Genomic DNA, 13,146 nt, shown 5'->3' on the forward strand with positions numbered 1-13,146 from the left:
GCTCGTGACGCATGGCCGGGGTGGGCGCCATGTCGATCGCTCGGGCGACAGCCTTGCGGTTGCGAGCCTCGACACGACGAGCGCGGAGCTTCGCAGTGAAGTTCATCGGGGGTTCATCCCTCTCAAAGGTCTCTCTCGGTGGTGTGCCTCAAGTATGCACCCTCCAGAGCAGGAAATCACCCGATTATCCGGTGAGGTGTCGCACATACCGGCGAATCATCGGCCGTAACGCCTCCGCTCCCGACGATTCGCCTGGCGTACACCTCGCTGACCGGACGGCGACCCGACAACTCTCTAACGTGCGCGCTAGATCGCCCGATGCGACCGAAGCCAACGGGTAACCGCAGGTCGGGACGACGATCAGTCCTCGCGGCCGAGCAGGAACCGCCCGAAGTGCGGCACGGTGAACGCGATCTGCCCGCGCTCCGCCGAGTACACGAGCCCCTTCTTGATCAGGCTGTCCCGCGCGGGCGACAACGACGACGGCTTGCGCCCCAGGTGGTCGGCCACCTGCGCGGTGTTCACGCCCGCGTCCTTGCCGTCGGTCAGCTCCGCCATCGCCCGCAGGTACTCCCGCTCGGCCGGCGTCGCCCGCTCGTAGCGCGACCCGAAGAACCCGACCGCGAGCTCGGCGTCCGCCTCCGGGGCGGCCACCGCCACGTCCACCGCGGTGATCGGGTCGGCGGGCGCCGCGTCCCACGCCGCCTTGCCGTAGGCCTGGATGAAGTACGGGTAGCCGCCCGACGCGTCGAACAGCGCGTCCAGCGCCTCCGGCTCGATGCCCGCCTCCTCGCGGTCGACCGGCGCGAGCACCGCCCGGTCCGCGTCCTCCCGCGACAGCCGGTCGATCCGCACGTACCGGAACAGCCGCTCCGAGTAGGACTTCGACGCCGACAGCACGGCGGGCAGGTGCGGCAGCCCCGCGCCGACGACGACCAGCGGCGCGCCGGACTGCGACAGCTCGTGGCAGGCCGCGCACAACGCCGAGATGTCGTCCGCCCGCACGTCCTGCATCTCGTCGATCAGCAGCGCCACGCCGGCGCCCACGTCCTGCGCCAGCTCGGCGACCTCGGTGAACAGCTCCACCAGGTCGATCTCGATGTCGCCGGAGTCGGCCCGGCCGACCGCCGCCGGCACGTCGATGCCCGGCTGCCACCGGTCGCGCAGCTTCGCGTCCTCCGGGTTGGACCGCAGCGCGAACGCCTTGAGCACCCCCAGCACGGCCTCCACCCGGTCCGGCGCGCGGTGCCGCACGGCCAGGTCGCGGATCGCCCGGTGCAGCGCCGCGGACAACGGCCGGCGCAACCCCGCCTCGGGCCGCGCCTCGATCTTCCCGGCGCCCCAGCCGCGCTTGAGCGCCATCGACCGCAGCTCGCCCAGCAGCACGGTCTTGCCGACGCCGCGCAGCCCGGTGAGCACGAGGCTGCGTTCCGGCCGGCCGCGCGCGACCCGCTCGAGCACCACCTCGAACGCGCCCAGCTCCTTGTCGCGTCCCGCCAGCTCTGGCGGCCGTTGGCCCGCGCCGGGGGCGAACGGGTTGCGCACCGGGTCCATCCTCGGACGGTATCGAGGTGTCTAGGGCCGATCCAATACTTCGACCGTGTCGCGCGGTATCGGTCAATCTAGTGATCGAGCTATATAGAACTATGGAACGGCATGGCGGGTAGCGTCGGCGGCATGGCTGAGGTGGTGACGAAGGGCGTCGGCAAGGTCGAGCGGACCGCCGACCGCGCCGAGGTGCACGTGAGCTTCGAGACGACGGGCTCGACGCGCAACGAGGCGGTGGACGCGCTGACCGCGCGGGTCGCCGGGGTGGAGCCCGCGTTCCGGCGACCGGGGGTCGAGGTGCGGTCGCGCCGGCTCGACGTCCACGACAACTGGAACGGCAAGCGCCGCTCCGGCAGCCGGGCCGCGCAGAACTACGTGGTGCGGGTCGACGACCTGACCGGGCTGGACGACCTGCTCGGCGCGCTCGTCGTCGCCGAGCCGACCTGGCTGAACGGACCGACCTGGCAGCTCAAGGACGACGTCGACGCGGTGCGCGAGGCGCAGCGCGCGGCCGTGCAGGACGCGCGGCGGCGGGCGGAGGGGTACGTCGAAGCGCTCGGCGCGCGCCTCGGCCCGCTCCAGCGGCTGACCGACGGCGACGCGGAGGTGTGGGCGGCCGAGTCGGCGCGGATGGGGATGGCCGCGTTCGGCGGCGCGCCCGGCGTGCCGCCGGGGATGGACCAGCTCAACCTCGAAGCGCAGAACATCGTGGTCACGGTCCGCTGCACGGCGTCGTGGACCCTGCTGGACTGATCGCCGGCCACCACGCCCCGCCGCCGGGCGGCTCACGTCACCGGGCGGCGGGCGGGCGGTCAGCTGCTGGAGCGCGGCGAGGCCAGCTCGATCACGACCGAGCGGTTGCGCGCGGCGGCGTCGGGGATCAGCTCGCCGTACGCGTCGAGGTCGACGGCCAGCGGTGACGAGAATCCCGCCCCGACGACCTCGGTGATCGCCGACCGGCTCACGCCGAGGTCCACCAGCTCGGCCACCACCCGCTGGCTGCGCCGCTGGGTCAGGTCGGCCGCGGCCTCGGCGGACGCCGAGCTGGCCGTGCGGCTGATCACCCGCGCGGTGGTGCGGCCGTCGAACTTCTCCGCCACCCCCTGTAGCACCTCGCGCGCGCCCGGCACCAGCTGGTCGCTGCCCGCCTTGAACAGCAGGGAGCTGGGGATGTGCACCAGCGCGTCCTGCTGCACCACGTCGCCGATGTCCACCGTCGGCACCTCGGCGCGGCCGATCGACGCGCCGCCCGGCACGGGCTCGGTGTCGTGCGTGCAGCTCTTCGCACCGAACTTCGCGCAGATCCCGAGCCACAGGTCGACCAACGCGGCCTGCGCGCCCGGCGGCAGGGGGCGTTGCGCGCCGGCCACCTGGCCGAGGCCGGAGAAGATCACGTCCTTGCCGGTCAGCTCCGGCACCGCGTCGTCGGGCACGGACGCGACCACGGAGGCCAGGTCGAAGTCCAGGCCGAGCCGGGTCAGGTCCAGCGGCTCGGTCGTCTGCAACCCGCTGCTGTGCAGCACGAGCACCTCCGGACCGGGGCTGGTCGCCATGTCCGCGAGCACCGACAGCGGGTCCAGCTCCGGGGTCGTGCCGCCCAGCTGGGTCAGCTCGCCGGCCAGCCGGTTGAGGTTCTGCTCGAAGCCCAGCTCGCGCAGCGCGTCGTCGTCCTCGATGTCGTTGCCGTCGCGGACCGTGAAGTCCTCATCGGAGTGCGCGGCGCCGGACGCCTGGCCCTGCCGGTAGACGACGACCCTGGTCACGCCCTGGTCGACGGCGGCGGACAGCCGGTCGACGACGGTCCTGGTCAGCGCGACGCGGGGCTCGTTGGACGACGCGGTGACACCGATGCGGACGGTGGTCGCTTCGCGGGACGTCTCCCCGCAAGCAGCGCAGGACGCCGCCACAAGCACGACTGCGGCGAAGAGCCGTGAGTGGTTCATGCATTGGAAACGGAACGAGAACGCGTTGTGTTACCCCTAACACCCGTTCGGCCTAGTGCACGGAACTACTTTTCCACGATCGCCGTAACGCCCTGACCACCCGCAGCGCAGATCGAGATGAGCCCGCGACCGCTGCCCCGCTCGGCCAGGAGCTTGGCCAACGTCGCCACGATCCGCCCGCCGGTGGCGGCGAACGGGTGGCCGGCGGCCAGCGACGAGCCGTTGACGTTCAGCTTCGAGCGGTCGATCGGGCCGAGCGGGCCGTCCAGGCCGAGCCTGCCCTTGCAGAAGTCGGCGTCCTCCCACGCCTTCAACGTCGCCAGCACCTGCGACGCGAACGCCTCGTGGATCTCGTAGAAGTCGAAGTCCTGCAACGCCAACCCGGCCCGCGCGAGCATCCGCGGCACGGCGTAGGCGGGCGCCATGAGCAGTCCCTCGCCGCCGTGCACGTAGTCGACCGCGGCCGTCTCGCTGAACGTCAGGTAGGCCAGCACGGGCAGGTTCCGCGCGGCGGCCCACTCCTCCGACGCCAGCAGCACGGCCGACGCGCCGTCCGTGAGCGGCGTGGAGTTGCCCGCCGTCATCGTCGCGCCCTCGCCCCGGCCGAACACCGGCTTCAGCCGGGCCAGCTTCTCGACCGACGAGTCGGGCCGCAGGTTCTGGTCGCGGGTCAGGCCGAGGAACGGCGTGACCAGGTCGTCGAAGAACCCGCGCCCGTACGCGGCGGCGAGGTTGCGGTGGCTCGCGACGGCCAGCTCGTCCTGCTCCTCGCGCCCGATGCCCCACTCGCGGGCGGTGATCGCCGCGTGCTCGCCCATGGACAGGCCGGTGCGCGGCTCGCCGTTGCGCGGCACGTCCGGCACGACGTGCTTCGGGCGCAGCTTCAGCGCCGCCTTGAGCTTCGCGCCCGCGCCGCGGGCCCGGTTGAGCTCCAGCAGCACGCCGCGCAGGTCCTCGTTGACGCCGATCGGGGCGTCGCTGGTGGTGTCTACGCCGCCCGCGATGCCGACCTCGATCTGGCCGAGCGCGATCTTGTTGGCGACCGCGATCACGGCTTGGAGGCCCGTGCCGCACGCCTGCTGGAGGTCGTGCGCGGGCGTGTCGGCGGACAGCCTGCTGCCCAGGACGGCCTCGCGCACCAGGTTGAAGTCGCGGCTGTGCTTGAGGACCGCGCCCGCGACGACCTCGCCGAGCCGTTCGCCCTGGAGCCCGAACCGGCTGACCAGGCCGTCGAGGGTGGCGGTGAGCATGTCCTGGTTGGACGCGGTGGCGTAGGGGCCGTTCGAGCGGGCGAACGGGATGCGGTTGCCGCCGAGGATCGCTACTCGCGCCATGTCGTCCTCCGGAGTGGTGGGGCTTGCGCTGCCAATGTTACCTACTGACCAGTAGACTTACTAGTAAGTAGGGAGTGTGATGTGGGCATGGATCGCTACCAGTCGTTCGCCAGGTCCGGGTTCGGGCGGTTCGTCGTGGGCAAGCTGGGGCTGCCCGAGCCGTACCCGCTGCGCCGCCACTCACCCACCCAGCCTCCACTGGACGGACCGGTGCTGCTCGGTGGCGGCGGGCGGCTCGTGGGTCCGGTGGGCGCGGCGGTGAAGGCTCTCGGGCTGGACGTGGTGTCGGGCGCGGGAGCCGGGTCGGTCGGGGGTGACGGGTCGGCGGCCCAGGCGGGGTCGGCGGACCGGGGCGCATCGGCGGCGCGGGGCGGGTCGGCGGGCGCGGGCGGGTCGGCGGGCGCGGGCGGGCGTTATGGCGCCTTGGTGTTCGACGCGTCCGGCATCGACTCGGTCGAGCGGTTGCGGGAGCTGTACGAGTTCTTCCAGCCGGTGATCCGGTCCCTCGCGCCGTGCGGACGGGTCGTCGTGCTCGGCACGCCGCCCGAGCAGGCGGAGTCGCGGATCGCGCAGCGCGCGCTGGAAGGGTTCACCCGCAGCGTCGGCAAGGAACTGAAGCGGGGCGGCACGGCGCAGCTGGTGCACGTCGCGCCCGGCGCCGAGGACGCGATCGACTCGACGCTGCGGTTCCTCCTGTCGGGACGGTCGGCGTACGTGTCCGGCCAGGTGATCCGGATCGGCCCGGCCGACGTGGAGGCGCCCGCCGACCCGGACCGGCCGCTCGCCGGGAAGGTCGCGCTGGTCACCGGCGCGTCGCGGGGCATCGGCGCGGCGATCGCCGACGTGCTGGCCCGCGACGGCGCGCACGTCGTCTGCCTGGACGTGCCCGCGCAGGGCGAGGAGCTGTCCGCGGTGGCGAACCGGGTCGGCGGGTCGGCGGTGCAGCTCGACATCACCGCGCCGGACGCGCCCGCGCGGATCGTCGAGCACGTCGAGCAGCGGCACGGCGGCGTGGACGTCGTGGTGCACAACGCGGGCATCACCCGCGACCGCACGCTCGGCCGGATGGACGCGGCCCGGTGGGACGCCGTCGTCGCGGTCAACCTGGCCTCCGTCGAACGGGTCACCGAGGCGTTGTTCGCCGCCGACGCGGTGCGCGCGAACGGGCGGGTCGTCGGCGTGTCGTCCATCGCGGGCATCGCCGGGAACGTCGGCCAGACGAACTACGCCACCACCAAGGCGGGCGTGATCGGCCTGGTCGACTCGCTGTCCGGCCGGGTCGCGGGGCGGGCCACGGTGAACGCGGTCGCGCCGGGGTTCATCGAGACGCGGATGACGGCGGCGGTGCCGCTGCTCATCCGCGAGGCCGGGCGGCGGATGAACAGCCTGTCGCAGGGCGGGCTGCCGGTGGACGTCGCCGAGACCATCGCGTGGTTCGCGCACCCGGCGTCGTCCGGCGTGAACGGCAACGTCGTCCGGGTGTGCGGGCAGAGCCTGCTGGGGGCGTGATGGCGAACCTGACCCTCCTGTACGCGAAGGCGGCGCTGACCGGGTTCACCCGGCGCGGCACCGCGCTGCCGGAGTCCACTGTGGACGTCCACGTCACCGTCGACCCGGCGCACTTGGCCCGCTACAACAAGGTCTGCGGGTTCGGCGTGCGCGACGAGCTGCCGATCACCTACCCCCACGTGCTCGGGTTCGAGTCCCAGGTCCGGCTGATGACCGGCCCCGGCTTCCCGTTCCCGCTGCCCGGCCTGGTGCACGTCGCCAACCGCATCCGGCAGCACCGGCCGATCGCGGTGTCCGAGCCGCTGTCGCTGCACGTGGCGCTCGCGGACCTGCGGCCGCACGAACGCGGGCGGCAGTTCGACGTGGTGACCACGGCGTCGGTGGACGGCGAGGAGGTGTGGGTCGACGTGTCGACATATCTTCGCCGGAGCGGCGGTACGTCGGCGGCGCCGGCCGCGCACGCGAGCCCGCCCGCGCACGTGGGCCCGCCCACCCCCACGGCGTCGTGGCGGCTGCCCGACGACCTCGGGCGGCGGTACGCGGACGTGTCCGGCGACCGGAACCCGATCCACCTGCGCGCGCTCGCCGCGAAGGCGTTCGGCTTCCCCCGTGCCATCGCGCACGGGATGTGGTCGAAGGCGCGGTGCCTGGCGGCCTTCGAGGGTCGGCTGCCCGACGCGTACGAGGTCGACGTGCGGTTCAAGGCTCCTGTCCTGCTGCCTGGCGAGGTGGACTTCTCGTCGTCGGGAACGGGCGACGGGTGGCGGTTCGCGCTCTGGTCCGACCGACCGCACCTGGAGGGCGTGATCACGCGCTGAGCGAGCCGACCTCCGCGCACGCCGGCGAGCACGCCCAGCCCGCCGCGACCCGGTCCAGCACCGCTTCGAACGCGCTCAGCATGGCCGGGTCGCACTGCTCCTCGTCCCACGCCACGTAGCTGGCGACCGTGACGGCGGGCGCCCACGGCAGCTGGACCAGCGCGCCCGTGTCCAGCAGCCCGGTGACGGTGACGCGCGGCAGCAGCGCCACGCCGTGGCCGGACAGGGCCGCGATCTTGACTCCCTCGATCGTGCCGAACTCCAGCGGCGGCACCACGCGCGGGCCCACGGCCGTCAGCTCGGTGCGCAGGATCGTGTCGTAGACGCACGCCGACTGCACGATCAGCGTCGGCGCCGACCTCAGGTCCTCGGTGGTCACGGCGGCGCGGCGGGCCAGCGCGTGGTCCGGCGTCGCGACCAGCACCAGCTCCTCGGTCGCCAGCCGCCGCGTCGCGGGACCGGTCGGGCCGGGGTCGATGGAGTGGGTGAGCGCGACGTCGATGTCGCCGCGGCCCAGCGCCGCCACCATCGCCTCCGGCCCCTCGTGGAAGGTGTGCAGCGACAGGCGCACCTTCGGGTGCGCCGCGTGGAACAGGCGCACGACGTCGGGCAGGCGGTAGGTGGTGATCGACTCGCTGGCGCCGATGGTGAGCGTGCCGCCGAGGACGGCCTCCGGCGCCACCGCCGAGCGCGCCTCCTCGGTGAGCCGGAGCAGCCTGGTCGCGTACGGCAGGAACCGCTCGCCGCTGGCCGTCAGCCGAACACCGTCCCGCCTCCGTTCGAACAGGCGCGCCCGGACGACCGACTCCAGGCCCTTGATCTGCGTGGTGACCGCCGATTGCGAGTAGCCCAGTGCCGCGGCGGCCCGCGTGATGCTCCGGGTCTGCGCCACCGCGCGAAAAGCGGCTAACTGCCTGACGTCCACAGCTATTCCTCCCCCAGGAACTGCTCTCGTTCAGCGGCCACCGTCAGAATGGCATTCTATTATTCTTTCCTCGAAAGTCCCTCATTACTACAAAGGGACCGGGGCGACCGCGCGGGACTACAGCGCGGTGATTCTTCACGCCCTGACAGATCATATCCACCCCACTACTTTGCGTCATAGACCGTTCGGGTGGTCTCGATTCGTAAAACGAAAGTTGTGCGGAACTCTGCGTAATACCGAGCGCATCTCATGTTTCATGTGCGATCCCGGCGCTTCGGCAAGCCGCGGTGCGGGCGGCGGCAGCCCGTGGGCCAGCGCCGCGGCGTTCAGCCGCCGGTCGTGGCTGAAGAACGCGGTGATGACGGGGCGCAGGCTCAACGCGGTGGCGAGGTGGACCGCACGCCGGGTGTCCAGGCCGTCGTCCGCCACGAGGTCCACGAGGTCGAGAATCAGTGCGGACACCCGTATTTCCAGAAACCTCGGGTCTTCCAGCAACCGGTCCACCCGCCGCCGCGTGCCGCGGCCGGCCGCCTCCACGCGGGTCAACGAGCTGAACGCGGCCAATTCACCGGACCGCGCGGGCGGAAAGGCGGACAGCGCCGCGCCGCCGCGCCCCGAGGCGAGGCGCAGCAGCGCGGTGGTGTGCAGGTAGATCACGGCGGCACCGCTTTCATCACGATCGGCACGGACGCGGTTCAGTCGTGCGCACGACTGCGGTGCGCGGCCACCCGCATCCGGTTCCCGCAGGTGGCGGCGGAGCACCAGCGCCGCCTCCCGGCCCGGGAGGTGTCCACGAAGAAGCTGCCGCAGACCTCGGCCTCGCACTGGTGCAGCCGGTCGCGCTGCGGGCCCGTGACCAGGTCGACCAGGTCGCGGGCCACGAGGCCGAGCACTTGCGCGGTCGTCGGCCGGACCGGTTCCGCGCGCAGGTCGGTCCGGCCGTCGGGGAGGTCCTCGGCGCGCAGGCGGACGGCGGGCGGCGGGTGCGCGGCCCACCGGTTGACCGACTCGACGTCCGCAGGCCGGGCGCGCGTCCCGTCGACGACGACCTCCAGGAGCCGGTACGCCGTCTCGCGCAGCGCCCGGAACTCCCGGAGGTCGACCTCGTCGGGGTCGGCGGCGGGCGACAGGCCGCGCGCGGCCAGCCACTCGGCCAGGGTCGCCGGGCTCGTCAGGTCGTCGCGGGGTGCGCCGCCGAGGCGGCTGCGCACCGTCGCGACGAGGTCGAGTCCCAGCCGGCTCGCGGTCGGCGGTGTCACGCGCGTCCTCCTCGAAGCCGGCGTCCCGGCGGACCGGGTCAGCGGACCGGCTGCTCGCGGGGCATCAACAAGGCCGAGGCTACCGCCGGCACCGCGCCGACCAGCACCATCACCACCGGCCACGACGACGCCGCGAGCACCAGCGGGATAAGCAGCGGCGTGACGAACGCGCCGCCGAAGACCATGGTGTTCTCCAGTCCCAGCGCCGTGCCGGAACGCTCGGCGCCCGCCATCGTGGCGATCTCCGCGTAGTGCACGCCGTGCCAGCCGCAGGCCAGGAACCCGGCCGCGACGAACAGGCCGACCACCAGCCAGCCGGGCGCGACCTCGTGCAGCGCCACGCCGACGAAGGCCGCGGCGATCAGCCAGCTGTAGACGCGGACCAGCGTGCGCCGGTACCGGCCGCCGCGCTGGTCGGTCCACCGGCCGCTCCACACGCGGGACGCGCCGCCGAGCACCTGCACGACGACGAGCGCCACCACGACGCCCTCGATCGGCAGCCCCATGACGGAGGTGAGGAACACCGAGCCGAACGTCAGCACGGTGAACTGCGGCAGGTCCAGCAGGAACGCCACGATCGCGACGCGCCAGATGTCCCAGCGCACCAACGGGTTCGGCAACGTCGTCGCGGCCACGCCGTCGGACGCCTTGGTGCGGGCCAGCGGCGGCTCGTCCAGCCACGCGATCACGGCGATCGTCGCGGCCGCCATGAACAGCGTCAGGAACAGGAACACCCAGCGGAAACCGGCGCCGACGGCGAGCGTCGGCATGATCGCCGCGCCCAGCGCGCCACCGGCCGGCACCGCGGCCACCCGCAGGCTGATCGCGAAACCCCGCTTGTCCGGCGGGAACCAGCCCATGACCGCGCGGCCCGACGCGCCGTTGACGCAGCCGCCGAGCGCCCCGGACAGGAACAGCACGACGGCCAGGGCCCAGGCGGCGGGCGCCACGTCCGCGCTCGGCACCAGGAACGCGGTGACGTACGCGAGGGTCAGCGTCGTGCCGGAGAGGCCGACGATCAGCACCTTCCGCTCGCCGATGCGGTCGGACAGGATGCCCCAGAACACGTCGGTGATGAAGATGCCCGCGGTCACGGCGGCGAGCACCAGGCCGAGCTCGGACAGCGAGTAGCCGTAGGCGGCCTGGAGGATGGACCCCGAGGTCGGGATGCCCTGGAACGTGGCGCTGAACGCGGCCTGGGCGAAGATGCCGATCCCGAGGATGCCCCACCGGTAGCGGGGCGAGTGCGGCTTTCCGGTCCGGCCGATCACGACCTCGGTCGTGGGCGGTGGCGCGAGCGCCGGCCGGTCCTGGGTCTGGGACATCGCTTCTCCTGGTCTTCGTGCGGAACCGACAGCTCCGGCGGGCGCATGTAACGGGTTGAACCCGTTACATGATGGCGTTGAAGGGGACAGCTCGGCAAGGGGGATCACGGCCGTGGGGTGTGGGGCCCCACGGCCGTGAGGGGGGAGGGGGATCTCCCCACGGACGGGAGGCCCGTGGGGAAATCGCGGTGCGCGGGGGTCAGCCGGCAGAGACGGAGTCCGCCGACACCGAGGCGGACTGCGCGCCCTCGACCGGGTCGTCGATGATGCGGCGGGTGCCCTTCTCCCGGATCACCAGCGCGAAGCAGCCGGTCGGGCTGGAGACCTGGTGGATGCTCTCCGGCTTCTCGACGAACAGCGTGCCCGCCGGGTAGCGGTCGCCGTTGTCGTTGTGCAGCTCGCCCTCCAGGATCAGCAGCACCTCGAAGCCCAGGTGCTCGTGCAGGTCGCCGTGCGAGCCGGGCTTGAAGTGCGCGATGTACGCCTCCGCGCCGGCCGGACCCGTCTCCGCCTGGGTGTACAGCCACTCGACGTCCACCGCGTTGCGGCCCGGCTGCACGTACTCCTCCCACGCGATCTGCCCGTTGTGCAGGCCGCCGTCGAACAGGGAGTGGTAGACCTTGATGTCGCGCATGTCCTTGCTCCTCAGGGAATTGTCGGATTCGGTGCGGGTGTCGGCAGTGGTCTGGACGGGGATGTCGGCGGTCGTCACGACGGAGGTCTCGGTGGTCGTCACGACCGGGGTCCCGGTGGTCGTCACGACCGGGGTTTCGGCGGCGCGGCCGATGCCGGGGGCGCTGCCCGCGGGCAGGTCGTCGGCCAGGTACTCGACCTCGGCGAACTCCACGCCGGCGGCCCGTTCGACGTCACGGGCGCGCAGCTCGGCGCGGCGGATCTTCCCCGAGGTGGTCTTCGGCAGGACGGCGAACTCGAGGCGGCGCACCCACTGGTGCGGCGCGAGGTTCGCCCGGGCGTGGTCGAGGATGCGGCGGGCCGTGTCGGCCGACGGCGTCTCGCCCGCCACCAGCGCCACGTACGCCTTGGGCACCACGAGGCCCACCGGGTCGGGCGCGGGCACCACGGCGGCCTCGGCCACCGCCTCGTGCTCCAGCAGCACGCTCTCCAGCTCGAACGGCGAGATGCGGTGGTCGAACGACTTGAACACGTCGTCCGTGCGCCCGACGTAGTGCAGGTAGCCGTCCTCGTCACGGCGCCCGATGTCGCCGGTGTGGTAGTAGCCGCCCGCGAACGTCCGCGCGTTCTTCTCGTCGTCGCCGACGTAACCGGGCATCACGCCCACCGGCCGGTCCGGCGACAGCGCCACGCAGATCTCGCCCTCGTCGCCCACCGCGCCGGTGTTCGGGTCGACCAGCACGATCTCGTAGCCCGGCAGCGGCTTGCCCATCGAGCCGGGGCGCACCGGCAGGGTCGGGGTGTTGCCGATCTGCGCCGTCGTCTCGGTCTGGCCGTAGCCGTCCCGGACGGTCACGCCCCACGCGTCGCGGACCCGCTCCACCACCTCGGGGTTCAGCGGCTCGCCGACGCTGCCCGCCTCCCGCAGCCGGACCGGCCAGCGGCGCAGGTCGTGCTGGATGAGCATCCGCCACGCGGTCGGCGGCGCGCAGAACGTGGTGACGCGGTGGCGCACCATGTGGTCGAGCAGTTCCTCGGTCGTGTCCGCGGTGACGCTCAACAACGTCGCCTCGGCGTTGAAGGGCACGAAGAAGCTGCTCCACGCGTGCTTGGCCCAGCCCGGCGCCGAGACGTTCAGGTGCACGTCGCCCGGCCGCACGCCGTTCCAGTACATGCCGGACAGGTGCCCGACCGGGTAGCTGACGTGGGTGTGGGGCACCAGCTTCGGCCTCGACGTGGTGCCGGACGTGAAGTAGAGGAACAGCGGGTCCTCGGCGCGGGTCGGGCCGTCCGGCACGAAGTCGGCGGACGCCGAGCGCAGGTCGTCGTAGTCCAGCCAGCCGGCGACCGGGCCGCCGACGCTGATCCGCGTGACGTGGTCGGGCAGGCCGGCGAACCGGGGCGTCAGCTCGGCGGTGGTGATGACGTGCCGCACGGCGGCGCGTTCCACCCGGTCGGCCAGGTCGGCCGCGGACACCGTGGTGAAGGTCGGGACGACGACCGCCCCGAGCTTCATCGCGGCCAGCAGCGCCTCCCAGACGGCGACCTGGTTGTCGAGCACGACGAGCAGCACGTCGCCGCGGGCCACGCCGGCGGCGCGCAGGCCGTTGGCGAGCCGGCTCGACCGCTCGGACAGCTCGGCGTAGCTGAGCCGCTCCTCGGCCTGGCCGCGGATCGCGTGCAGCGCGGTGCGGTCGTTGCCGCGGGCGACGGCGTCGAACCAGTCGAGCGCCCAGTTGAACTCGTCGAAGTGGGGCCAGGTGAACTTGGCGCAGGCCTCGTCGTGGTCGTCGTGCAGGCTGAGCAGGAGGTCGCGGGCGGCGCGGAAGCGCTCGGTCGGCGAGGTGGGCAC

11 protein-coding genes are annotated in these 13,146 nt (G+C 72.8%); 3 read left to right on the forward strand and 8 right to left on the reverse strand.

Going from position 1 to position 13,146, the window contains the following annotated elements:
* Positions 1–360 precede the first annotated feature (360 nt).
* Positions 361–1,554, reverse strand: coding sequence for an AAA family ATPase (locus ACRAKH_RS34120; protein ID WP_380718980.1), 1,194 nt, complete (start codon positions 1,552–1,554; stop codon positions 361–363).
* A 123-nt stretch (positions 1,555–1,677) separates the two neighbouring features.
* Between ACRAKH_RS34120 and ACRAKH_RS34125 the strand changes: the two genes are divergently transcribed.
* Positions 1,678–2,301, forward strand: coding sequence for an SIMPL domain-containing protein (locus ACRAKH_RS34125; protein ID WP_380718982.1), 624 nt, complete (start codon positions 1,678–1,680; stop codon positions 2,299–2,301).
* A 59-nt stretch (positions 2,302–2,360) separates the two neighbouring features.
* Here ACRAKH_RS34125 and ACRAKH_RS34130 read toward each other — a convergent pair whose 3' ends face one another.
* Both ACRAKH_RS34130 and ACRAKH_RS34135 read right to left on the reverse strand, forming a co-directional pair.
* On the reverse strand, positions 2,361–3,491 hold the full coding sequence (locus ACRAKH_RS34130) for an OmpA family protein (protein ID WP_380718984.1): 1,131 nt from the start codon (positions 3,489–3,491) through the stop codon (positions 2,361–2,363).
* A gap of 65 nt (positions 3,492–3,556) precedes the next feature.
* The gene (locus ACRAKH_RS34135) at positions 3,557–4,825 is read right to left on the reverse strand and encodes an acetyl-CoA C-acetyltransferase (RefSeq protein WP_380718986.1); all 1,269 of its coding nucleotides are present in this window, start codon (positions 4,823–4,825) and stop codon (positions 3,557–3,559) included.
* Between the two features lie 87 nt (positions 4,826–4,912).
* Between ACRAKH_RS34135 and ACRAKH_RS34140 the strand changes: the two genes are divergently transcribed.
* Both ACRAKH_RS34140 and ACRAKH_RS34145 read left to right on the forward strand, forming a co-directional pair.
* A complete protein-coding gene (locus tag ACRAKH_RS34140; RefSeq protein WP_380718988.1) occupies positions 4,913–6,334 on the forward strand; it encodes a 3-oxoacyl-ACP reductase in 1,422 nt (473 codons plus the stop codon).
* The gene (locus ACRAKH_RS34145) at positions 6,334–7,152 is read left to right on the forward strand and encodes a MaoC family dehydratase (protein WP_380718990.1); all 819 of its coding nucleotides are present in this window, start codon (positions 6,334–6,336) and stop codon (positions 7,150–7,152) included. The genes ACRAKH_RS34140 and ACRAKH_RS34145 overlap by 1 nt, the downstream gene beginning before the upstream one ends.
* Here ACRAKH_RS34145 and ACRAKH_RS34150 read toward each other — a convergent pair.
* The 5 genes from ACRAKH_RS34150 to ACRAKH_RS34170 all read right to left on the reverse strand — a co-directional run bounded on the left by ACRAKH_RS34150 (position 7,142) and on the right by ACRAKH_RS34170 (position 13,146).
* On the reverse strand, positions 7,142–8,077 hold the full coding sequence (locus ACRAKH_RS34150; RefSeq protein ID WP_380718993.1) for a LysR family transcriptional regulator: 936 nt from the start codon (positions 8,075–8,077) through the stop codon (positions 7,142–7,144). The two genes, ACRAKH_RS34145 and ACRAKH_RS34150, sit on opposite strands and share 11 nt — an antisense overlap.
* Positions 8,078–8,251: 174 nt before the next feature.
* On the reverse strand, positions 8,252–8,734 hold the full coding sequence (locus ACRAKH_RS34155) for a hypothetical protein (protein ID WP_380718995.1): 483 nt from the start codon (positions 8,732–8,734) through the stop codon (positions 8,252–8,254).
* Positions 8,735–8,772: 38 nt separating this feature from the next.
* On the reverse strand, positions 8,773–9,336 hold the full coding sequence (locus ACRAKH_RS34160) for a CGNR zinc finger domain-containing protein (protein WP_447009531.1): 564 nt from the start codon (positions 9,334–9,336) through the stop codon (positions 8,773–8,775).
* A 38-nt stretch (positions 9,337–9,374) separates the two neighbouring features.
* Positions 9,375–10,661 (reverse strand): MFS transporter, encoded by a 1,287-nt coding sequence (locus ACRAKH_RS34165; protein ID WP_380718999.1) that lies wholly within the window; start codon positions 10,659–10,661, stop codon positions 9,375–9,377.
* A gap of 199 nt (positions 10,662–10,860) precedes the next feature.
* A complete protein-coding gene (locus tag ACRAKH_RS34170) occupies positions 10,861–13,146 on the reverse strand; it encodes an AMP-binding protein (protein ID WP_380719001.1) in 2,286 nt (761 codons plus the stop codon).

The sequence above is a fragment of the Saccharothrix hoggarensis genome (assembly GCF_052936025.1).